The 23,669-nt window shown below is 47.1% G+C and carries 14 protein-coding genes; 10 read left to right on the forward strand and 4 right to left on the reverse strand.

All coding sequences use genetic code 11. The annotated features are described in order from the left end of the window. The first annotated feature begins 31 nt into the window (after nt 1-31). Nucleotides 32-784, forward strand: a complete 753-nt coding sequence (locus BMZ72_RS04240; protein ID WP_089805554.1) for an SDR family oxidoreductase — start codon at nt 32-34, stop codon at nt 782-784. A gap of 171 nt (nt 785-955) precedes the next feature. After that, nucleotides 956-1,708 (forward strand): SDR family NAD(P)-dependent oxidoreductase, encoded by a 753-nt coding sequence (locus BMZ72_RS04245; RefSeq protein ID WP_089805556.1) that lies wholly within the window; start codon nt 956-958, stop codon nt 1,706-1,708. A gap of 82 nt (nt 1,709-1,790) precedes the next feature. Here BMZ72_RS04245 and BMZ72_RS04250 read toward each other — a convergent pair whose 3' ends face one another. Next, nucleotides 1,791-2,684: a dienelactone hydrolase family protein gene (locus BMZ72_RS04250; RefSeq protein WP_089805558.1), complete on the reverse strand. Its 894-nt coding sequence runs from the start codon at nt 2,682-2,684 to the stop codon at nt 1,791-1,793. Nucleotides 2,685-2,893: 209 nt separating this feature from the next. Here BMZ72_RS04250 and BMZ72_RS04255 point away from each other — a divergent pair, with 209 nt between their 5' ends. From BMZ72_RS04255 to BMZ72_RS04275, 5 genes are all read left to right on the forward strand, one after another. Then, entirely contained in the window at nt 2,894-6,823 is a 3,930-nt protein-coding gene (locus BMZ72_RS04255) for a hybrid sensor histidine kinase/response regulator transcription factor (protein ID WP_255373101.1), read from the forward strand. A gap of 143 nt (nt 6,824-6,966) precedes the next feature. After that, entirely contained in the window at nt 6,967-10,071 is a 3,105-nt protein-coding gene (locus BMZ72_RS04260; RefSeq protein WP_089805562.1) for a SusC/RagA family TonB-linked outer membrane protein, read from the forward strand. An 18-nt stretch (nt 10,072-10,089) separates the two neighbouring features. Beyond that, nucleotides 10,090-11,757, forward strand: a complete 1,668-nt coding sequence (locus BMZ72_RS04265) for a RagB/SusD family nutrient uptake outer membrane protein (protein ID WP_089805564.1) — start codon at nt 10,090-10,092, stop codon at nt 11,755-11,757. A gap of 1 nt (nt 11,758) precedes the next feature. Next, on the forward strand, nt 11,759-13,243 hold the full coding sequence (locus tag BMZ72_RS04270; protein WP_089805565.1) for a glycoside hydrolase: 1,485 nt from the start codon (nt 11,759-11,761) through the stop codon (nt 13,241-13,243). A 10-nt stretch (nt 13,244-13,253) separates the two neighbouring features. After that, entirely contained in the window at nt 13,254-15,086 is a 1,833-nt protein-coding gene (locus BMZ72_RS04275; protein WP_089805568.1) for a glycoside hydrolase family 35 protein, read from the forward strand. Nucleotides 15,087-15,317: 231 nt separating this feature from the next. On the opposite strand, the gene BMZ72_RS04280 is transcribed toward BMZ72_RS04275, so the two are convergent. From BMZ72_RS04280 to BMZ72_RS04290, 3 genes are all read right to left on the reverse strand, one after another. Further along, on the reverse strand, nt 15,318-17,201 hold the full coding sequence (locus BMZ72_RS04280; RefSeq protein WP_089805570.1) for a hypothetical protein: 1,884 nt from the start codon (nt 17,199-17,201) through the stop codon (nt 15,318-15,320). A 1-nt stretch (nt 17,202) separates the two neighbouring features. Next, a complete protein-coding gene (locus BMZ72_RS04285) occupies nt 17,203-17,880 on the reverse strand; it encodes a hypothetical protein (protein ID WP_143087593.1) in 678 nt (225 codons plus the stop codon). Between the two features lie 159 nt (nt 17,881-18,039). After that, nucleotides 18,040-18,696, reverse strand: coding sequence for a DUF1266 domain-containing protein (locus BMZ72_RS04290; RefSeq protein ID WP_089805574.1), 657 nt, complete (start codon nt 18,694-18,696; stop codon nt 18,040-18,042). 137 nt (nt 18,697-18,833) lie between these two features. On the opposite strand from BMZ72_RS04290, the gene BMZ72_RS04295 reads away from it, so the two are divergent. The 3 genes from BMZ72_RS04295 to BMZ72_RS04305 all read left to right on the forward strand — a co-directional run bounded on the left by BMZ72_RS04295 (nt 18,834) and on the right by BMZ72_RS04305 (nt 23,601). Further along, nucleotides 18,834-21,050, forward strand: a complete 2,217-nt coding sequence (locus tag BMZ72_RS04295; protein ID WP_143087594.1) for an ATP-binding protein — start codon at nt 18,834-18,836, stop codon at nt 21,048-21,050. Nucleotides 21,051-21,054: 4 nt separating this feature from the next. Then, nucleotides 21,055-21,681 (forward strand): response regulator, encoded by a 627-nt coding sequence (locus BMZ72_RS04300; RefSeq protein WP_089805579.1) that lies wholly within the window; start codon nt 21,055-21,057, stop codon nt 21,679-21,681. Nucleotides 21,682-21,762: 81 nt separating this feature from the next. Then, entirely contained in the window at nt 21,763-23,601 is a 1,839-nt protein-coding gene (locus tag BMZ72_RS04305; RefSeq protein ID WP_089805580.1) for a hypothetical protein, read from the forward strand. Nucleotides 23,602-23,669 lie beyond the last annotated feature (68 nt).

Genomic DNA, 23,669 nt, shown 5'->3' on the forward strand with positions numbered 1-23,669 from the left:
CACCTTTGTCATGTAAATAAAAACAAAAAACATGGCTAAGAAATTAAACAACAAAGTGGCACTGGTAACCGGTGGTAGCGCAGGTATAGGACTGGCAATAGCGAAATTATTTGCGGCAGAAGGAGCAAAAGTGATCATCACCGGCCGCCGCGAATCTGTGCTGAATGACGCAGTTACAGCGATCGGTAACGGCGCACTGGGTATACAGGCTGATTCTTCCAGTCTGTCAGACCTGGACCGTCTGTATAAGACCATCGGTGAGAAAGTGGGTAAAATAGATATCCTTGTTGCCAATGCAGCTGTATATGTACTCGCGCCACTGGCGGCTTTTACAGAAGAAATGTTTGACAAACAAAGCAATATCAACTTCAAAGGAACATTTTTTACTGTTCAGAAATCGCTGAATTACCTGAATGACGGCGCTTCCGTTATCTTATTGTCCTCCATTGCCAATGAAATAGGTGTGCCTAACCACTCATCTTATTCTGCGACAAAAGCGGCTATCCGCTCACTGGGCAGAAGCTTTGCCGCTGAACTGGTAGACAGGGGCATCCGTGTCAATGTCCTCACTCCTGGCCCTATCGATACCCCGGTATTTGAACAGGTGTCATCTTCCCAGGCAGACATCGACATGATGAAATCCGCTATGGCTGCCATGACAGCTGTAAAAAGGATCGGTCAACCGGAAGAAATTGCCGCAGGTGCACTTTTCCTGGCTTCCGACGATGCTTCTTTTATGATTGGGGCTGAACTTACGATCGACGGTGGTATCAAATCACTGTAGATTGTTTACGATAGCAACGGAATCTCTGAGAGCGAAGGCAAATGCCTTCGCTTTTTTGTTGCTTATCATGTCCGCCTGACATTTTTGTGTGTTTCCTACAATTGATTGCTGTGCATCATTATTCTGCCGCGCCATTTTACATTTGATCCGTCAAATCAAAACAACGGAATCATGGATCTGTATTTAAAAGGAAAAACAGCAGTGGTGACCGGGGCCAGTCAGGGTATTGGCCGCGCTATCGTGAAGGAATTGTCTATCGAAGGAGTGAGGGTATTTGCCACCGCTAGAAATGCATCGTTACTGGATAGTCTGAAAGAAGAAATAGCTGCCGCTGGCGGTATTCCTCCCATCACTTTTGTACAGGATTTTGTCGCGCCTGAGGGACCTCAGGCCATTGCCGATGCCGCCCTGGCTGCCCTGGGGCATGTAGATATCCTGATCAATAATGCGGGACGTAGCCGTCCGCTGGAGGTAATAGGGGAAGAGGATGCCTGGAATGCTTCCCTGACGCTCGACTTCGGCCATCATCGGCAACTGACACAGGCACTATTGCCTCAATTTATCGAACGCAGACAAGGGGCTATCCTGAATATCGCCAGCAGCTATGAACTGCGTAGTATCAATGCCTCTGCCGTGGCCAAAGCTGCCCTGGTGGTATGGTCGAAACAGCTGGCAGCACAACTGGGAGCATATGGTATCCGGGTAAACTGCCTGCAGCCCGGATTGATCGATACAGAGAATATCCGCCCTTTCTTCCAGGGGGATGCCCGGCAGCAATTTGCATCAGAGGAAATCCCTTTGGGTGATTTTGGCGAACCCCAGGATATGGCCAATATGGCGGCATTCCTGGTCTCTCCCCGTGCGAAGTATATCACTGGTACTGTCGCTGTCGTAGACGGTGGTATGCGCCATCATCCTTTCTGATACTGTACGTATTGCCATTCTAAAACGACAAAGGGCTGTCCCGCTATATGGCGGACAGCCCTTTGCTTCTCCAATAATATGCTTAGCTCAGTTTTTCCTTAAAAAAGTCAATCGTCCGTTTCCAGGCCAGTTCTGCTGCCGCCTTCTCATAACGGGGCGTGGTATCATTATGAAAACCATGGTTCACACCCGGATAGATATAGGCGCTATATTCCTTATGGTTTTCCTTCAGCGCCTTTTCATATGCCGGCCATCCCTCATTGACACGGGTGTCCAACTCTCCATAATGCAGCAGGAGTGGTGCTTTGATCTGCGGTACCAGTTCGGTGGGTGGCTGTCCGCCGTAGAAAGGTACAGCCGCCGCCAGTTCGGGTATGCGTACGGCCATCATATTGGCGATCCATCCCCCGAAACAAAATCCAACCACACCGATCTTTCCATTACAGTCCTTGTGGTTTTTAAGATAGGTGTAGGCAGCGATAAAGTCCTCCAGCATTTCATCCCTGTTCCGCTTACTCTGCAGTTCTCTTCCCTGATCATCCGTACCGGGATAACCGCCCAGCGGCGTCAATGCATCTGGTGCAACGGAGATAAATCCTGCCAGTGCCGCTCGTCTGGCAACGTCTTCTATATGCGGGTTCAGACCCCGGTTCTCATGCACGACTATAATACCCCCCAGTTTGCCTTTGGTATCAGCGGGTTTGGATAATAACGCCTTGATATCTCCGCCGCCTTTGTCGGAATTGTAATGTATATATTCCGACTTTAACCGCGGATCATCCGCCTTCACCTGTATGGCATGGACGTAATCGGGCATCAGAAAACTCATCAGCGCCGGTAAGGTGATGCTGCCAACTGCATAGACAGACAGCTTTTCCATGAATTCACGCCTGCTCACCCTGTTATGGGCATAGTCGTCATACAGGTCAAATACTTCCTGTTTGATCTCCTCTTTTTTAATTGCTCCGTTGTTCATGTAAATATGGGTTTGTCTTAAAGATAAGTAATCGCCACCCGTTCTGTAATAAAGTTTTGAATCATAAATGTAAATAGGACACTTATATTGTTCCTGATACTTATCTGTCAATGAATACGTTAATTTTCATTTATATAAAGGAAAGTCATGCGACTAAAGAAAAAAATCTTATTTTGACAGACAAATAATACGGAATAATGCGGTGGACAATGATGTTATGGCTATGCCTTGCAATGAACGCCCTGTTCGCTGCCGGTGAGCCACTGAAGAATCTCAGTATAGAGAATGGCCTATCCAACAACGCTGTATTAAACGTTTATCAGGATTCCAAAGGGTTCATGTGGATTGGCACCTACGATGGCCTGAATCGTTATGATGGATACAAATTCAAGATCTACAGAAACAGGATAGGAGATTCCACGTCTCTCATAGATAACGGGATTTATACAATTGATGGAGATACTGAGCACCGCTTATGGACCGGTGGCAGGAAAGGCATTAGTGTGCTCAATCCGGTGAATGAACATTTTTACCCGGCAACATTTGCCAACGGTAAACCCGTACAGGGAAATATCCATATCATCAAAGCCGGTAACGATGGACTTGTACTCGTGGGTTCTGAAAATGATGGACTCCTGCAATTCGCCCACCAGCCCAATACAGGTAAAAAGATTCCGCTGGAAAACAATACCAGCTATGAAGTCACCGCTATCGACTTCACGCCTGATAAAAGCGCTGCCTACGTATTTGTACAACACGTAGGGCTTTGCCGCTATGATTGCCGTACCGCTAAAATGACGGTGATCAGTCGTATCATGACACAGGCGAACTGCCTTAAATTTGATAAGAAAGGGATGCTCTGGCTGGGTACAGATCAGGGTCTATTCAGCTATAATAATGGTACATTATCTGCTAATTATCTTGAAGAGAACAGTAAAATAGTCAATCTCTGTGCGGATCAGCAGGGCGCTATATGGGCCGGTTCTGATGGCCATGGTATCTTTATTGCCAGAGATGGTAAAGCGGAGCACAGCAGCCAGGCCCTGACCAGTAATGCCGTCTACTCCATCTGTGAAGACAGAGAAGGACGTAAATGGATCGGAACTCTAAGAGGGGGGATTAATATCATCGATGGACGCAAACGCCTGTTTGAGCAATACGCATTTACAGGTACCGTAGAAAATTTCATCCTGTCTTTCTGCGAAGATGGACAGAAAGGCGTATGGGTAGGTACAGATGGCGGCGGACTGAAACACTGGGACCGCGAAAACAATACCTTTAAGATCTATAAATACAATCCTTCCACTCCGGGCGCCATCAGCAGTAATTTTATCACCAGCATGGTGCAGGATGCACAGGGCGATCTCTGGATCGCTACCTGGTTCGGAGGACTCAACAGATACAATCGCCGGAAGGATGCCTTTGAACATTTCTCCTGCTTCAATCCCTTCACAAAATCCGAAGAAAATAATGTCTGGGGGATCTACCAGGATGCCAGCAAACAACTTTGGGCCAGCACCACCAACAATGGTACGCTGTATCTCTTCAACCGGGAGAAAAATAACTTCGAACTCTTTGATAAAACACTCGTTAATATCCAATGTCTTGCAGAAGATCATCATGGCAATATGTGGGGCGGGAACTATTCTTCCCTGATAAAAATTGACCGTGATCACCGGCAGCATCAGGTATTCCCCATCGGTAATACAGTACGCGCCATTCATGAAGATAAAAGAGGCCAGCTATGGGTAGGTACAGAAGGTGGCGGATTGCTGCTCGTAGACGGAACTACCGGCAAATTCACCCGCTTTACAGAAACCAATGGATTGCCCAGTAACACTATCCTGCGCCTCCTGGAAGATGATAAAGGCTTCCTCTGGTTAAGTACCTTCAACGGACTGGCGAAATTTGACCCGGTACAACACACCTCGCGTAACTTTTCCCGTTCCGACGGATTACAAAGCAACCAGTTTGCCTACAATGCAGCCCTGAAGTTACAATCAGGTGAATTCCTCTTCGGTGGCATCAAAGGCTTCAATATCTTCCATCCGGACAGTATCTATGAACGCAGCAGTTTTGCCCCGGTGTTCCTGACTGGTATCCGTATTAATAACAATCCTGTGGAACAACAAACGGACCTCATCTCCGGCCGTTCACAGGATAATATTGAAGAAGTCACGATCCCTTATAATAAAGCTGCTATCTCCCTGGATTTCGTTTCCCTGGAATATACTTCTCCTGATAAGATCAGTTACGCCTACCTGCTGGAAGGCTGGGATAAAAACTGGAATGATGGTGGAGAAGCCAGGACAGCGAATTATACCCGTTTGCAGGAAGGGCGTTATATCTTCAAGGTACGGGTGACTAATGCAGATGGTAAATGGGGCCAGGAACTGCAGTTGCTGAAAGTGACCGTATTACCCCCCTGGTATAGAACGCCCTGGGCCTATATGGCTTACCTGATATTGATCTCCATGCTGATCTATGGCTATATTCAATATAAATCCCGCCAGGAAAGACTCAAATATGAGATCAAACTGGCACACCTGGAGAGCGAAAAGGAAAAAGAGATCAATGAAAAGAAACTCTCTTTCTTTACCAATGTCTCCCATGAATTCAGAACGCCGCTGACGCTGATCATCAATCCGCTCAAAGAACTGAAAGACAATGAAAAACTGGGGGTAGTATATAGAAATGCCAGACGTTTACTGAGCCTTGTCGATCAGCTGCTGCTGTTCCGTAAAGCAGGTAATGACGACGAACTGAAAGTCGCCCGTCTGGATATCATCGCACTCTGTAATGAGGTCTTCCTCTGTTTCACCCAGCAGGCAGAAACGCGCCATATTACTTATGAATTTATTACTGCGAATGAGACCGCTGACGTTTACGCCAACTATGAACAAATAGAGATCGCTTTGTTCAACCTGCTGTCCAATGCCTTCAAGTTCACGCCGGATAACGGAAAAATAAGCTGTGCCGTAACCTGTACCGATCTGGAAGTGACCATCACGGTGACCGATTCCGGAACCGGTATACCCGAACATATGCAGCACAGGATCTTTGATAAATTCCAACAGGGAGATAGTAAGCAGTCTGGATTTGGTATTGGTCTGTACCTTGTCAGACAGTTCATCGAAAACCACCGGGGGAGCGTCACTTTTAAAAGCACCCTTAACCAGGGAACCACCTTTTCTATCTACCTGCAAAAAGGCGCCGCTCATTTTGAGCCTTCCCAGCTAATAGAAGAACCGGCTAAGAAATCGGCGATCCTGGATGAACTGATCGAAGAAGTATATAGCAAGCCGGCTAAACCCGGGGTTTCTGAAGAACTGATCACAGAGAAGAGAACGATGTTGCTGATAGACGATAATGAGGAAATAAGGAGCTACCTCCGCCAGCTTTTCGCAGATAAGTACATCGTGTATGAAGCCGAAAACGGGACCGACGGATTTGCGGCTATTGAAAAATATATGCCTGACCTGGTCATCAGTGATGTACAGATGGAAGGCATGGACGGACTGACCCTCTGCCGGAAAATAAAGGAAACCGAAGCATTCTGCCATATCCCCGTCATTCTCCTGACGGCGGCGTCTTCTCCGACGGCCAGACTGGAAGGTATTGAAGGCGGGGCGGACGATTATATTACCAAACCATTTGATAATGAGCTGTTACTGGTGAAAGTGCAGACCATCATCAAAAACCGGAATCTGCTCAGGGAATATTTCCTGGACCGTATCACCCTGAAGCGGACCGATCTGAAAGTACCTGCCGAATACCAGGATTTTCTGAAAAAATGCATTGAGATCGTAGAAGCCAACCTTGGAAATGAAGATTTCACCATCAAAACCTTCACACAGGCCATCGGTATGAGTCATTCCAGCCTGTATAAGAAGGTAAAATCCATCTCCGGACAAACCATTAACGCCTTTATCCGTTCTATTCGCCTCCGGAAAGCCGCCGTTTTGATGCTCCGGGAGAATTATACCGTCAATCAGGCCGCTTTTCAGGTCGGAATTGGCGATATCAAGTATTTCCGGGAGCAGTTTTTTAAACTTTTCGGCATGAATCCGTCCGAATATGTAAAGAAATACAGGCACTCTTTTAATGAGGACCTGAACATTGTCAGAACGGACAGTTAATAGGGGGTAAAATATGAATATACCCCCTTTTTTAAGTGATTTACCCCCTCGATGAGTCACTTTTATCCCCCTAATTTAGGCTTACAAATACCACGTAAACATAGTATAACCAACTATCTGTCAATTTTAAAGGAAAGTACGTTATGAAAAAATGCTTATCTAGGGTAGTGACGTCTGTGTCACTACGGCAATGGCTCCTTATCCTCCTTTTTTCCCTGTCCCAGATCCCTGTATTGCAGGCACAGAAAACCAGTGTGGCAGGACGGGTGACCGAAGGGAAGGATGCTTTACCCGGCGTAAGTGTGCGGGTGAAGGGTACCAACCAGGGGGCGCTGACCAATGAACAGGGCCGTTTTACCCTGTCGGCAGCACCAGGCGATACCCTGGTCTTCAATCACATGGGCTATTCTCCACAGGAAATTATTGTAAAAAGCGGCGGAACAGCTATTAATGTCTCCCTCGTTACCAGTTCTCAGAATGTAAATGAGGTGGTGGTAGTCGGTTACGGTACCCAGAAGAAAGCAACCCTGACCGGTTCCATTTCTGTGGTAAAGGGTTCCGACATTATTAAAAGTCCGCAGCCAAACGTATCCAACGCACTGGCCGGTCGTTTCTCCGGTGTGATCACCAACAACCGTTCCGGTGAACCGGGTTATGACGGTTCCAATATCACCATACGTGGTCTGGCTACTCCGGGTAGCAACGACGTACTGATCGTGGTAGATGGTGTACCGGGACAGATCGGCGGACTCGATCGTCTGGATCCGAATGATATCGAAAGCATCAGCGTACTGAAAGACGCTTCCGCAGCAGTATATGGTAGCCGTGCGGCAAACGGGGTGATCCTCGTGACCACCAAACGGGGTAAAACAGGCAAACCTGCTATCAGCTACAGCTTTAACCAGGGTTTCTCTTCTCCGACCAGACTGCCTAAAATGGCAGATGCAGCCACCTACGCACAGATCACCAATGAGATCCGTTATTATGGTAGTCCGGCGGGTGGTATGAACCAGCTTTATTCAGAAGCAGAGATCCAGAAATTCAGAGATGGTTCCGATCCCCTGAATTATCCCAATACAGACTGGCAGAAAGAGGCGCTGAAAAGCGTAGCGCTCCAGAACCAGCATAACCTGTCCGTAAGCGGTGGTACCGACAATGTAAGATATTACGCTTCGCTCGGTATGATCAAACAGGATGGTATCTACAGAGAAGGAGTGACCGATTACCATCAGTATAACTTCCGCTCCAATATCGATGCGGATGTGACCCAACGACTGAAAGTAGGTATCTATCTCTCCGGTCGTCAGGAAGACCGTCTCTATCCGCAAACCGGCGCCGGAGACATTTTCCGCTCTATCTACCGTGCTTACCCGACCGTAGCTGCCCGTTATCCAAACGGTCTGCCTACTTCCGGTATCGAAAATAATAACCCGGTATTACAGGTAACAGACATCGGGGGTACCAATCGTAATCCGACACAGGTATTCAATGGTATCCTGAAAGGTAGTTACACCATACCAGGTGTGGATGGTCTTTCCCTGGATGGATTCTTCTCCGTGGATAAATCCTGGAGCTTTGCCAAATCATTCAGCAAACCTTACTCCGTATACCTGTATGATAAAACCGCCAATACCTATAATAAAACGATCGTTGGCGGCGCCGCCGGTGCAGCTACTTTGTCACAGGGACAGCTGAACCGCTCCCTGATCGTATCCAATATCAAACTGAACTACGCCAGGAAATTCGGTAAACATGATGTGAATGCTTTCATCGCTTATGAGCAGAGCAAAACTGCGCAGGATAGTATGGGCGCATACAGAATGAACTTCCCGACTTCCGCAACACCAGAGCTTTCGCAGGGTGGTGCAGCTGCTAGTGATAAAAACAACTCCGGTAACAGCTATAACTTTACCAGGAAAAGTTACTTCGGTCGTATCGCTTATAACTACGAAGAGAAATACCTGCTGGAAGCACAGGCCCGTATCGATGGCTCTTCCACTTTCCCTAAAGGCAATCAGTATGGCTTCTTCCCATCTGTTTCTGCGGGATGGCGCGTATCACAGGAGGAATGGTTTAAGTCAGTAAGTTTTATCAATGACCTGAAACTGAGAGGTTCCTATGGTACCCTGGGTAATGATAATGTAGGTCTCTTCCAGTACTATGATAACTACTCCTTCAATAACCAGTATGTGATCGGTAACGCTATTCAGCCGGGTATTGACCTGATAAAACTGGGCAACCCGAATATTACCTGGGAAACAGCGAAAAAGCTGGATGTTGGTTTCAATGCGCAGGTCCTGAACCATTTTAACCTGGAGTTTATCTACTTCCAGCAGAAACGTTCTGATATCCTCGCCCTGAGAAATGCTTCTATCCCGCAGCTGTCTGGTATTGTGAACCCGAATGGCGGTCAGCCGCTGGTACCTTCCGAGAATATTGGTAAAGTAAACAGCAAGGGTATCGAAGCCACCCTGGGTTACAGCAACAAAACCAATAATGGCATCCATTATAATATCGGTGGTAACATTACGTACGCAAAGAGTGAGATCATCTTCCTGGATGAAGCACCTGGTACCCTGGATTATCAGCGTATTACCGGCAGACCACTGAATACCTATCTGCTGTACAATGCTACCGGTATTTTCAGAACAGAAGATGACCTGAATAAACATCCTCATCTGACCGGTGCTAAACTGGGTGACCTGATCTATGAAGATTACAACCAGGATGGTAAGATCAATGCAGATGATGCAACCAGGACAAAATATGGCAACATCCCTGAGATCACTTATGGTATCGTAATGGGGGCTGATTATAAAGGCATTGACCTGTCTATCGTATTCTCCGGACAAACACATGTAAGTCAGTATGTATTACCGGAATCCGGTACCATCGGTAACTTCTATAGCAGCTGGGCTGACAATCGCTGGAGCCCTTCCAATCCAAACGGTTCTTATCCGAGAGTAGATGAAAGAGCTTCTTCTTCTGTGAATGGTGGTTTATACCAGAATAATTTCTGGCTGAATAATGCTTCTTTCCTCCGTTTGAAAAACGTGGAACTGGGCTATACACTGAATGCTAATTTGCTCTCCAGACTGAAACTGGCTGGCGTGCGGATCTATGCGAATGCATTTAACCTGTTCACCATTACCAAAGTGAAAGACTATGATCCGGAAGGTAGCAGCGGCAGCGGACAATTCTATCCGCAGCAGCGTATCGTGAATGCAGGCGTGAACGTTAAATTTTAATCCGTAAAAATTCCATCGATGAAAACTAAACACATTTTTTATTCCATTATAGCGCTTGCGGGCGCAACCTTCGCCTCCTGTAAGAAAGACTATCTGGATGTGGTTCCGACGGACAGGGTGGCTGATGTAACTATCTTATCTGACTCCTCGCTTTTTAATGATTATGTGATCAACCGGTATATGAGTATCAAGCTCCAGGACAAGGAAGGAGAGGGTACGAACCCGGGATTCGGCAGAGGTTTTGAATACGCCATGTGGTGTTCTGCCAGTGATGAGGCGATCTATAACAATGATGATAATACCTGGCTGATGCAGCGTGGTTTATTAGCGCCGGAGAATACAGGTATTGCCGGTACCATCTGGGGAAGAAGTTACCGCAGTATCAGGGAATGTAACTACGGACTGAATAACATCATGCAGGTGCAGATGAGTGATGGACTGAGAAACAAACTGAGAGGCGAACTGCATTTTATACGCGCTTTCCGTTATCATGATCTGATCAGGAACTATGGTAAGGTGGTGCTGATGGGCGATAAGGTATATAATCTGAGCGATAATATGGCGGAAGCCAATTATACCAGATCCTCCATAAAAGAAGGAATTGACTACGCTGTAGCCGAACTGGATTCTGCGGTACAATACCTGCCTGCTGCCAACGATGATAAATGGCAGCTGGGTCGTGCTACAAGAGGCGCTGCACTGGCTTTGAAAGCACGTTTGTTATTGTATGCGGCAAGTCCGTTATATAATACCGGCACCTGGGAAGCGGCAGCAGCTGCTGCCAAAGCAGTGATGGACCTGACACAATATTCTATCGCACCGGATTACACTAAATTGTTCCTCAATGTTAATAACAATGAGATCATTTTCTGTCGCCAGTATGCGATCGGTGCGCGTCACGTATGTATGGAAATAGCAAACGGTCCTAATGGCTATAATGGCTGGGCAGGTAATTCACCGCTGCAAAACCTGGTGGATGCCTATGAAATGAAAAGTGGTAAACCGATCACTGATGCGACTTCCGGATACGATGCAGCTAATCCGTATGCGAACAGGGATGCCCGTTTCTACGCCAGTATTCTTTACAATGGCGCCAGTTACAGAGGCTCTACTATTCAGGGGTACACACCTGGCGGAAAGGATAGTAAAGATGGTCCTTCCAACTGGAATTCTACCAAAACAGGTTACTATCTGCGTAAATTCATGGATGATAACAACCCGATCGACAACCCATGGGAAGTGGCTGGTCTGCAACCCTGGATCTATCTCCGCTATGCGGAAGTGCTGCTGAACTATGCAGAAGCACAGAACGAAGCAGCGGGCCCGGATGCAACTGTTTATGATGCTATCAATCAGATCAGACAGCGTGAAAGCGTAAAACAACCAGCACTTGCAGCAGGTCTTTCCCAATCACAGATGCGTGATGTGATCAGAAGGGAACGTCAGGTAGAACTGGCTTTTGAAGAACATCGTTTCTATGACGTACGCCGCTGGAAGATCGCTATGCAGACAGAGAACGTACCAGCGTATGGTGTAGATGTTACTATTGCAAACGGTAAGACAGTATATACGAGAAAAGAAGCCCTGAGCGGACGTTTGTTCGCCGAGAAGAATTACTGGTTACCTATTCCAAGAACAGAGATCCTGGCTACCAACAACAAGCTGGAACAAACTACCGGATATTAGCATGAGCAGAATTTTTATGCCGGTGTTGATGGTCATTACTTTCATGAAAACTGCGGTGGCTCAGACCACCGCAGTTCATGTCAGCATCGACCCGGGTACGACATACCAGACGATCGACAATTTCAGCGCATCTGATGCATGGGCGGTACAGTTTGTCGGCCACTGGCCTGAGCAAAAGAAAAACGCCATGGCGGACTGGCTTTTCAGTACAGACACCACTTCATCCGGCACTCCGCGCGGTATCGGACTGTCCATGTGGCGTTATAATATTGGCGCAGGCAGTGCCGAACAGGGAGACAGCAGTGGTATCAGAGATGAATGGAGACGTGCCGGTGAATGGCACAACCAGTCCGGCCAGTTATGGTTTCTGGAAGCAGCCCGCAAAAGAAAGGTACCGCAGTTTCTGGGCTTCCTGAATAGTCCGCCGGTACAGCTGACCGCCAATGGGAAGGCATTTGCTTATAAAGGCGTCAGCAATATCACTGCTGACAAATATGATGCAATGGCAACCTATGTCGCGGACGCGATCAACGGTATTTATAAAACCACAGGTATACGTTTCGATTTTATCAGTCCGATCAATGAGCCGCAATGGGACTGGAGTGATGGTAACCAGGAAGGTTGTCCTTACGATAATGAGCAGATCAGTGGTGTGGCAAAAAGCCTCAGCAGAACACTGACGGCGAGAAAGATCAATGCAAAAATATTAATCGGGGAAGCCGGTAAACTGGACTATCTGTTCAGCGCTGCGGATAAACCCGCCAAAGGTAAACAGGTCTCAGCATTCTTTGATCCCACTTCGCCACATTATGTAGGTAACCTTTCCAACATCAGCCGCAACATTGCAGGACACAGTTATTTCACAACTTCTCCCGCGCAGGTAGCAGTGAGTACAAGAGAAGCATTGGCGAAGGTAGTAGGCGCAGTACCCGGATTAGGTTTCTGGCAATCGGAGTATTGCATCCTGGGTGACAATGCCGGTGAGATCAATGGAAGCAAAAGAGACTACGGGATGGATGCTGCGTTATACCTGGCTACCGTCATTCACCGCGATCTGGCTATTGCGAATGCAAAAGCATGGCAATATTGGCTGGCCATCTCGCCCTATGATTACAAAGATGGTCTGATATACATCGATAAGAGCAAAACAGACGGAGATTATCACGACAGTAAAATGTTGTGGGCAATGGGCAATTTCAGCCGTTTTATCCGTCCGGGGGCACAGCGTATTAAAGCTGGTCTGGAGGGAGATAGTACCCTGCTGGTGTCTGCTTATAAGAATACGGATAAAAGCGTTTGTCTCGTTATAGTCAACCCTTCACAACAGGAAATAACGCTGGACGCAGTTGCTAAAAAAGGAAAGATCAGCCGTCTGCGTACCTATGTCACTTCCGATGCCGGTAATCTGCAACCCGTACCGGTACAGAACAAGATCATCATTCCTGCACGTGCTGTAGTAACAGTGACAGGCAGTATCAAACTATAAAAGAACCGGCATGAAAAAGACTGGCTTTATTACATTACTCATTGTTTTTTCCTACCTGTTTTCCATCGCACAACAAGAGCATTCCTTTACACTGGGGGATACGGCTTTTCTGCTGGATGGAAAACCGTTACAGATGATATCCGGTGAGATTCATTATCCCCGTGTACCCAGAGAATGCTGGCGGGACAGGATGAAGATGGCAAAAGCCATGGGATTGAATACCATCGGCACTTACGTATTCTGGAATGTACACGAGCCTGAAAAGGGACAATATGATTTCTCCGGTAATAATGACATCGCGGCGTTTGTGAAAATGGCGAAAGAAGAGGGTTTATGGGTCGTATTAAGGCCCAGTCCCTACGTTTGCGCAGAATGGGAGTTCGGTGGTTATCCTTACTGGCTGCAGGAGATCAAAGGCCTGAAAGTACGCAGTAAAGAGCCGCAATACCTCGAAGCCTACAGGAATTATATCATGGCGGTGGGCAAACAGTTAGCTCCTTTACTGGTGACCCACGGCGGCAATATCCTGATGGTACAGATAGAAAATGAATACGGTTCCTATTCCGACGACAAAGACTATCTCGATATCAATCGTAAGATGTTTATCGAGGCAGGCTTCAACGGACTCCTATATACCTGTGACCCGAAGCCGGCTATCAAAAATGGCCATTTACCGGGCTTATTACCGGCTATTAACGGAGTGGATGATCCTATACAGGTAAAACAGCTGATCAACGAAAATCACGGCGGAAAAGGACCTTATTACATCGCTGAGTGGTATCCTGCCTGGTTCGACTGGTGGGGTACGAAACATCATACCATTCCGTATCAGCAATACCTGGGTAAACTGGATAGCGTACTGGCTGCAGGAATATCCATTAATATGTACATGTTCCATGGCGGTACGACGCGTGGTTTTATGAACGGCGCCAATGCCAATGACGCCGATCCATATGAACCACAGATCAGCAGTTATGACTATGATGCACCGCTGGACGAAGCAGGGAATGCCACAGAGAAGTTTATGCAGTTCCGTCAGGTGATCGCCAAACACCTGCCTGCGGGCACTACCTTACCGGAGGTGCCTGCTAAAAGACCTGTTATCAGTATCCCTGAGATCCATCTTCCAAAGGCAACCCGTATTTTTGATCTCTTACCAAAACCTGTCAGCAGTACGACTCCGCGTACGTTTGAGGATCTGGGTCAGGCGTATGGCTGGGTGATGTACAGTACAACCCTGAAAGGGGGACGAAAGGGGCTTTTACAGTTAAAAGAACTCCGTGATTATTGTGTGGTGATGGTGAATGGAAAAAGAGCAGGTGTATTGGACAGAAGATCAAAGAGAGATAGTATTGTGCTGGAATTGCCTGCCGGAAAAGTAAAACTCGATTTGCTGGTAGAGAATCTTGGCCGTATCAATTTTGGTCCCTATCTGTTATCCAACCGCAAAGGTATCACAGAGAAAGTTCTGTTTGATAAACAGGAGCTGAAAGGCTGGCAGCAATATGGCTTGCCATTCGATCAACTACCTGCAGTAATAACCAAAGGGATCAAAGCGGGGACAAATGTACCTGCCTACAGACAGGGTACTTTTATGCTGAATAAAACCGGCGATACCTGGCTGGATATGAGTAGCTGGGGTAAGGGGGCTGTCTGGATCAATGGTCATCACCTGGGCAGATACTGGCAGGTGGGTCCGCAACAGACTATTTATGTGCCAGCAGAATGGCTGAAAAAAGGTACGAATGAGATCGCTGTTATGGAACTGATTAAACCTGAAATGGAGACGCTGTCAGGTATCGATCATCCGATACTGGATGTCTTACATCCTGAGGCACTGTAAGGATAGTTGGCGGTCTGTTATCGATTTGATAAGGCTTATGTATTTACCATCCTTCATTCATCCTTCATTCACACAACGAAGGATGAACGAAGGATAGTAAATATCAAATAAAGCACAAAGCGAACATTGAACAATGAAAAGACACCTGAGAGGGTGTCTTTTTTGTTAATAGAAAACCCCCGCACCAGGAATGGCCGCGGGGGGATACTATAAAACCATTAAAAGACACAACTATTTAAGGTTTCCCATCTCTTCAATCAGATCAAGGAAATATTGTAGTGCGTTTTCTTTCTCTTTTGGCACATCAGCCACCATATCAACACCCACATAACCATCTTTGATACCTGTAGAGGTCATATAGAGGTTACCTGCGCCGCCGAGGAGTTTACGCATTTTTTCGGCACCATCACCCAGTTCGCTCGCAGGAAGACCGGCGCTCAATGTTTTCGGGTTGAAGAACAGCGAGAAATTGTTTTTGCTCAGCAGGGCTTTTTGTTCTTTGCTGATATTGCCTTTGAAAGAACCGCTCTGGATCTGACGGATATCCTTTATGGAAGTACCGATAAATACGATACCGTCTTTGATCAGGAAGTGCAGGTTGAAAGGCATTTTCCCTGATTGTCCAAGGGAATAAACACCGTTATCCTGCAATATTTTTTCTTTTTTGATGCCATATTGTAACAGGCGCTCTATGATACGTGGATCATCGGAAGAGAACATGTACAGGAAATCAGGCAGGGTTTCCGTTCTGGTTTTAACGGTATCCCTGTATTCGAAGGTTTCCGGGTCATAGTTATAAGAACTGTAGCTGACCTGTTTCTGACTGAGTCCGGATAACAGGAACAGGGCATCCCCTTTTACTACTTTAGCAATGGCCTTTTCGTCAAGCGCAATGGATAAGAATTCGCCGAAAATATTCATTTCCTCATCATACTTTCCATAGATACCCTGAAACAGTGAAGGTATTTCATTCACGTAGGCTTCGGTATTAAAAGCGATGCTCATAAAACCTATCAGACTATCGCTATTAACATATTTCAGGAACTTTTTGTTCAGTTGCTGGTCGCAGATCTTTCTATAGCTGGCTGCTTTCTGCGGGTCCAGACCGATTTCACTGGTCAGGCGCATCTGGTCTTTACCCAGGTACAGTCTGGCATTGTAAGAGCCATAGCCGCGCATCAGATAGCCATATTTCATCAGGGTATAAGGCAGAAAAGAAGAGTAGATGCTCTGCATGTCAGTCATCCAGAAAGTAGCTACGGCTTCCGGATCTGCGGTACGTCTGTACCCCGGACTGTTGAGGATAGAAGGCGTATTTTCCTTTTTATCAAATACCTGTAAGGCGTTGTTAGTCAGCCATAACAGACTCACGCTGTCTTTGATACGTTGACGCTCTTCATAGCTTTGACCTTCGTTATAAGTGTCGTTGTAATTGAAGTCAGCTACCGGTGGCGGCGGAGCGTCATCGGGTACTGTTGTTGGGATGGTATCCGGCATGGGTGATGGGGCTTCTACGATAACTGGTTCATCGTAAGTCGCTGTTGCCGCAGAGTCTGTGATCTCGATAGGTTCGACAGTATCTACGTAAGGATCACCAGCCAGTTCGATGCCATATCTGGCAGCTCTGGTGGAGTCGGCGAAGAAATTGTCTTTCGCACGGCCATAGGTGAGGAACAGGAACTGCTTATTCCAGGCTACCACGCTTTTAGCGTCCGGACGCACGGACACATTAATGCCATTCTGTTCAAACACAGGTTGCTGGCTGCTACGGAGCAGGGCATCCACTTTACTGAGATCCGCGATCGGGATCAGTACACAGGTGTAATCGATACTGTCCGTCAGTTGGTAATAGTAGTAACTATTCGCAGAAAGACTGAAACCCAGGTCATCGATGCTTTTATAATCCTTTTTGGTGCTTTGGGAGATGGATTCCAGTAGTTTTTTCCCGAGCAGGGAGTTGTTGACGTCCTTCACGGTAGTGAGACGGAATAGTTGTTCGCTTTTTATAGAAGCGACTGTAAATGCTTTTTCGGGGATTTTATAGGCTAAGTCCTGTGCGGAAGCTGTTAATCCGGTGCAGGTAGCAAGCGCTATCAATTGCAAAACTCGTTTCATGCTATTTTGATAATTGTATTTGATTGGAAATGTCCGCCTTACCACTCACCAGGTCATACAGCGGAAGGCGCTGCATCACTGCCTGCTGGTTTTTAGCCAGTCTGGCGGCCTGGTTACTGTAACTGCTGATGACGTTCTCGAACCGGAAGATGCTGATATAGGAGGCTGCTTTGAGCACTTCTTTGTCCTTCTCCTTCATTTTACTGAATTGCTCTCTGACTTCGCTGGAGTATTTATAGTCCCTGGTAAATTGCGCCTTTTCCTGATTGTAGGAATAGGTGGCGGCTATATTGGTGTTAACTTCATATTCGTCCAGCAGCTTTTTCGTCAGGTTGTTAATATCGGAAGTATTTCTGAAAGAAAAGCTGATGGTGGCAATATAGTTATTAAAATCCGTCTGCTGGGTCACATTACTGATTCCTTTCATGGTTTTCAGCTTCGCGGCAGCTTCCTGCATCTTCTCTTCGATCTCCGGACGTCCGGGTACTTTATGTCCGCGGATACTGTCCATCATCAGGAGGGTGGCGATCTTTGTCTTACTCTGGCTGAAATTCAGGGTTAGTTTCATGTTTCCGGAGCCGTCCTTCTTCACCGTCACATCTTCAATCACTTCAAAACAGGAGCTAAAGAAGACAGCCAATAAAAAAAGACATACAATCAAGGGTTGTTTACTAAACATCTGGCAAAATTAAGACAGACGGGAGGAAATAAGAATACCGGGATACCGGTATTTTCGACGCGCTGCCAGGAACAGGTTAATCAGGTGAAAATCCGGTATAAAGCCGGAAGGGCTCTATACCGGTGTATCGGGGCAAAACAAAGGATCAAAGGAATAATGTTACAACGGATGAGAGATCACAAAGAAATCGTCTTTATAGAAGGACCCCAGCGCAAAGATGTAATCCAGCGCATGGTCTATGGAAGGATCAAAGATGATCGTCCTGCCTTTGAGATAGCCCAGGTAATAATCCAGCCAGTTGGTATAATGCTGTTTTGCCAGTTTATGCAGCGTTTTCAGATAGCCCAGGGCTTCTTCCCGGGTTAACCAGCCTGCATTGAAGGCATAACGGGTGATCAGGCCTGCACGTTCAATATCCCAGGCTGCCAGATCACGGACGCCATCAAAGTAGTCCTTACTGAAATAAAGATTGTGTTGGGCAAATGATTGCGCACAGTTGTCCTTAATACGCTGATAAATCGCGTCATCCGTCAGTTGTTCTGCTGAAATAAAGGCCTGTTTCTGCATAACCGGTAAGGTAAGCAGGTCGGCGATCAGGGTGTTGGTATCAGCACTGTTATGGATACCCCAGGCGCTCTGCAACAACGGGATCAGTTGTTTGGATGCCAGTCTTGACTGCAGTGTCAGCGAATCACGGCGAAGGTTACCTTCTGTCAGTAAAGCACCTATATTCAGGAAGGGTTCCCATTCGGCAGACAGCTTATGCTGCTGATAGAACTCGTCACGTACAGGTTTCGTCTTAAAGAATCCAAACATACTAAAGGGTTTTGTTTTCGTTGATAGGTCAAAGGTAGGGGCGGACGTGGATGCCTTTTCTCCCTAAATTCAACTAATTTTCGTAAAAACGTTTTGTACTATATTTACGCCATCTATTGGAGAATAAAAGCGCAGCATTGATTCGTATATATATCATCCTGACGTTATGCCATATCTTTCTCTTTGGTCCCACATTCGCACAACGGGGTGCTGATACACTGGAAGCAGCCCTGAAACGTCCCGGACTGGAAAAAGGCGAACGTATCTTTTTAATGACAAAATATGGTTCTGTCCTGTTCTTCAGAGACGAGAAAGCAGCCGCCTTCCGCGTTTTTCAGGAGCAGCTGTTACAGGCGCGTGGTATGCCGGATGGCCGATATGCGGCCTATACCTATGGCATCCGTGCGATGAGCCGTCGTATAGATGATCAGATCAATGCCGCCCACAAAGACCTGGATAGCGCTACCATGTATGTCGCACATACAAAAGATCTGCGGATGAAAGGGTATGTGGAGTATTGCAGGGGATGGATGCAGAACCGCGATAACCAGGCGGCAGAGGCGGTGAAGAGTTTTATCAGCGGACTCAGACTGCTGGAAGCTGCGGAGACAGATGACTATAAAGGGGCTATTTATAATGAACTGTATAGCATCTATGCGGAATGGAATGATTATCAGACACAGGAGAAATATGCACGTTTGAACCTGATACTGGCGGCTAAGACCCGTAACCCCAATACGATCTTTAACGCCTACCGGATGATGGGAACGACCTTTGAATCCCAGTACCGGCTGGATACCACTTCTACAGGACCACTGGATTCTGCTTATCACTATTATACGAAGGCCCTGCACGTTTATGAGAAGAACAGACCCAATATGGAGTCTGCTTCTGACTATGCCTTTATCGCCATGAATCTGGCGAATATCTTCACACAGTTCGTCGACTATCAGCAGCGGGATAGTGCATTGCTGTATACGCGGAAAGGGTTGGAAGATGCGCTGAAGAATAAGCAATACACTTTTGCGGCAGATGCTTACACAATTTTATCACAGTTCGCAGAACTGGATAAAGATTATAAAAGTGCGCAGCAATTCATGGTACAGGCACTCTCTTATATTCAGCAGGAAACCCTGTATGATAACCGGACACTATTCACCATATTCCGGCGGCTATCCGGTCTGGCGGAACGGGATAATAACTACATAGACGCCCTGCATTATTACAGGGAATACCTGAAGGTCTACCAGGAGGTGTACGATGCAGAGAAGATGTCAACCGGTAAACGCCTGGAAGCACAGTACGAAGCTGAAAAGAAGGAAAAGGTACTCGCTTTTATGCAACTGGATGCAGCACGGAAAGCAGGTGAAATAGACAGACTGCATTTCCAGGATGAACAAAGGGCACAGCAACTCGCCTTTATGGAACTGGAAGGAGAGAAGGACCGTCAGCAGTTATCACTGGCACAGCTACGTACACAGCAGAAAGAACAGGAACTGTCAATGGCACATCTGAGGGCCCGGCAACGTGACCAGGAGCTTAAAGCCATCCGGCAGAAGATGCTGTACAACCGTCGTCTTAATACGGTATATGCTTTGCTGATCTTAGCCAGTCTGGCAGCACTCGGACTGATGATCTACGCCTACCGCGAACGCGCTAAAAGCATGCGGCAGCAAAACAGGATGCATCACCTGGAGATCCAGCGGATCAATAAAGATAATGAGATCACTACCTTATCCGCCATGCTGGACGGACAGGAAAATGAACGGGCCAGGCTGGCGAGGGATCTACATGATGGTCTCGGCGGATTGTTATCAGGTACTAAAATAGAGCTGTCTGGTATGCTGCCGATGCTCGCACAGGACAGTCAGAAAGGTCTGCTCCGAAAGACCCTGGGCAGGATAGATGCTGCCGTTGCTGAACTCCGTCTGGTAGCACATAATCTGACCCCGGAACTGCTGGCCAGACAGGGCCTGGCGGATGCATTGCGTAACTATTGTGAAAACCTTAGTAACGACAAACTGGAGATCACCACCCAGATCGTAGGGGTACACGCTAAAATGGACCCTGTAAAAGAGATTGTGGTATACCGCATCGTACAGGAACTGGTCAATAACGTCATTAAACATGCCGCTGCATCTGCCGTACTGGTACAGTTGCAGCAGAACAGGAATCGGCTGTTCCTGACCGTGGAAGATGATGGAAAAGGATTCGATATGAAAAAGGTGGGAAACGCACGTTCCGCCGGATTGCTCAATATACGCTCCCGGGTGGCTTACCTGAAGGGAGATATACAGTTTCATGCTGCGCCGGGTGAGGGAACGGCTGTAGAGATTAATTTTCCGATTAACTAAACATATGGTAAGGATATTTATTACTGACGATCATCCGATCGTGCTGGAAGGACTGAAGAACGTATTGAATGCTACAGAGGGATTTGCGGTAACAGGCACCTGCTCCACCGGAAAAGAGACCCTGGAAGCCTTTCAGGAAAAAGAACCTGATATTTTACTGCTGGATATTAATCTGCCAGATATCAATGGTGTGGAGTTATGCGCAGAAGTAAAGAAGAAGCACCCCGACGTGTATGTGATCGCGTTGAGCGTGCATAATGAAGCGCCTATCATCAATAGTATGCTCAGACAGGGCGCCAGCGGGTATATCCAGAAAAACGCGCTCAGCGATATCATTGTAGCCGCGATCCGGGATGTGCTGAAAGGAGGGAGTTATGTTTGTGAACAGTCCAGAGAGATCTTACGCAGACAGAGTGGTAAAGGCGGACTCACACAACTCCCTAAAATGACACGCAGGGAAAAGGAGATCCTGAAACTGGCAGCAGAAGGGCTGACCATTGCGCAGATAGCGGAGCAGCTGTTTATTAGTCCGTATACGGTGGAAAGTCACCGGAAGAACCTGATGGATAAGTTTGAGGTGAATAGTGTGGCAGCGGCTATTAAGTTGGCTGGGCAATATGGTTTTCTGTGAGTTGTTACTTAACCAATGAAATTTTAGCCCCTTCAGTGTAGGATAAGTGCTATCTTAGGATCCGCCAGAAAACCCTTAAGCATGTCACTGCAATCCAAACATCCTCAACATACCAATACGCCCCTCAGATCGGCTGCAGGCCAGTCAAATGCGGGAGGTATTGCAAGACCAGCCGTTTCTCCGCTACAGAAAATGTCATCAGAAAGCTTACCTGATGAAGAACCTTTGTTGCAACGTGTAGCCATGGAAAAAGGTTACCATGCAGCGGTACCGGCATTTGGTGCCCAACATCAGGGAGGCAATGGTGTACAGCTCATGAGCAGGACCTTGCCTGCCAGTCAGGCAGGTCCCGTACAGCGCATGAAAAAGCCTGCGTATGATACGCTGAATAATTTATTCAAGCCCCAGGTAAAATGGCCTGATTTTCATAGAGGGCAGCTGGCTTTTCAGGGGGTTGCCGCTAACCTGGCGCATACTGCTGCAGATCCATATGACTTTACCACCTTTGGAACTGAATATGAGATGATTCCTTATAAAGGAACTAATGCGATCGCCAATACCGCCCATATTAAATTAGCAGAGGGCGTTGGAATGCCGGTTAAAGCAGGGGTAAAAGAGGTATTGGTGACCGACTCTGATAATGTGATAGAATATGTAAGTCCTGTATTTATGTTGCCACTGGAGAAAGCAAACAAAAATACCACCACACAGGCTGTAGATTACATTGCACAGGTTAAGAAGAAGCTCGCAGACTTCAAAAAAGACGTACACAAAGGAGGCTTTAGCAACTTCGAAGCACTACTTGGTTCGGCCCCGATGCAATTCACCGCCTGGCAGATAATGCAAAAGCTGGATATTTCTTTCCGGGAAATCGACGAAAATACCAATGTGGAGAGACTGAAAGGTTTCGGAAATACATTGGCAGACATAAAAGGGATTCAACTCGGCTTTGATATGCTCGCCAAGAATCCTAAACACAAAGAGCTGAATAATGAGACGGTGCCGGGATCTGCCATGCAGACAACCGTATTGTTGCCGCTTGACGTGGTGGCAAAAATGATAAGAGTATCGATGGATAGTACCCGTGATAAAGAACAGCAGGCCGCAGCTCCCGTGGCTCCGGGAAAGAAAGGTGGTAAAGCTGCCGCACCGAAAGTACAGGCGCCTGGTACCGATATTAAAGGCGCTGCCGGAGATTTGATAAGAGGGCTTATGGCAGAGCTCCATGGCATCGCAGGCAAAGAGGGCGTAATCGATCTTATATACTTGTTTGGCCAGCGCTTGTCGCTGGTACTGGAGGCATCTAATGCGGTTAAATTCCAGGCGCACTATCAGGCTACTAAGTTTAATCCTCCGGCCGAAGTAGAGGATGAAGTTGCAGCACCGGCTCCTGAAGGCGGTGACGTCGAAGAAGCTGCTCCGGAACCTGGCAAAATTACAGATGCCGATCTTCTTGAAAAGTATGACGAAGAGGAGCTGGCGTATAATGAAAAGAAAGCAGCCGGCAAACTTTCAGAGATCCCGAATAATTTCCATAGTGCGCATAGCAGCATTAAAGACCGGCTGTCTATCTGGACAAGAATTCACCTGGATGATCTCGTCGTTGCGATTGGAAAGAACCTGAATGAAGATAATAAAAGTGCATTTAAGAAAGCCGTTGGCGCAGTTACCGGAAAATTTGAAGGCATCGGTGACGAAATCTTCTCAAAAATAAAGACTGCGCTATCCGGAGCTGGATACGTCGAACATGCGCCTGTTCATTTCCTGGATGAGAATGAAGAGTACATCGATCTCCGGCAGGATACACTAAGAGATATCCAGGTAATAGATGGCCGTCCCTGGGTACTGATAGAGATCAGAGACCTGAAGGATACGACATTGAATGCGCTGAAAGAACAGGGTACACCGAGAGCATCGTAACAAATGTATACGCATAAAGAAGGCGTCCGCTACCAGCGGACGCCTTCTTTATGCTGCACAAGTTCCGG

This window comes from Chitinophaga sp. YR627, assembly GCF_900114995.1.
In the GTDB taxonomy this organism is placed as follows: Bacteria; Bacteroidota; Bacteroidia; order Chitinophagales; family Chitinophagaceae; genus Chitinophaga.

Coding starts and splice junctions, on each gene's coding strand:
- BMZ72_RS04240 (WP_089805554.1), top strand. CDS start 32: ATGGCTAAGAAATTAAACAACAAAGTGGCACTGGTAACCGGTGGTAGC.
- BMZ72_RS04245 (WP_089805556.1), top strand. CDS start 956: ATGGATCTGTATTTAAAAGGAAAAACAGCAGTGGTGACCGGGGCCAGT.
- BMZ72_RS04250 (WP_089805558.1), bottom strand. CDS start 2,684: ATGAACAACGGAGCAATTAAAAAAGAGGAGATCAAACAGGAAGTATTT.
- BMZ72_RS04255 (WP_255373101.1), top strand. CDS start 2,894: ATGATGTTATGGCTATGCCTTGCAATGAACGCCCTGTTCGCTGCCGGT.
- BMZ72_RS04260 (WP_089805562.1), top strand. CDS start 6,967: ATGAAAAAATGCTTATCTAGGGTAGTGACGTCTGTGTCACTACGGCAA.
- BMZ72_RS04265 (WP_089805564.1), top strand. CDS start 10,090: ATGAAAACTAAACACATTTTTTATTCCATTATAGCGCTTGCGGGCGCA.
- BMZ72_RS04270 (WP_089805565.1), top strand. CDS start 11,759: ATGAGCAGAATTTTTATGCCGGTGTTGATGGTCATTACTTTCATGAAA.
- BMZ72_RS04275 (WP_089805568.1), top strand. CDS start 13,254: ATGAAAAAGACTGGCTTTATTACATTACTCATTGTTTTTTCCTACCTG.
- BMZ72_RS04280 (WP_089805570.1), bottom strand. CDS start 17,201: ATGAAACGAGTTTTGCAATTGATAGCGCTTGCTACCTGCACCGGATTA.
- BMZ72_RS04285 (WP_143087593.1), bottom strand. CDS start 17,880: ATGTTTAGTAAACAACCCTTGATTGTATGTCTTTTTTTATTGGCTGTC.
- BMZ72_RS04290 (WP_089805574.1), bottom strand. CDS start 18,696: ATGTTTGGATTCTTTAAGACGAAACCTGTACGTGACGAGTTCTATCAG.
- BMZ72_RS04300 (WP_089805579.1), top strand. CDS start 21,055: ATGGTAAGGATATTTATTACTGACGATCATCCGATCGTGCTGGAAGGA.
- BMZ72_RS04305 (WP_089805580.1), top strand. CDS start 21,763: ATGTCACTGCAATCCAAACATCCTCAACATACCAATACGCCCCTCAGA.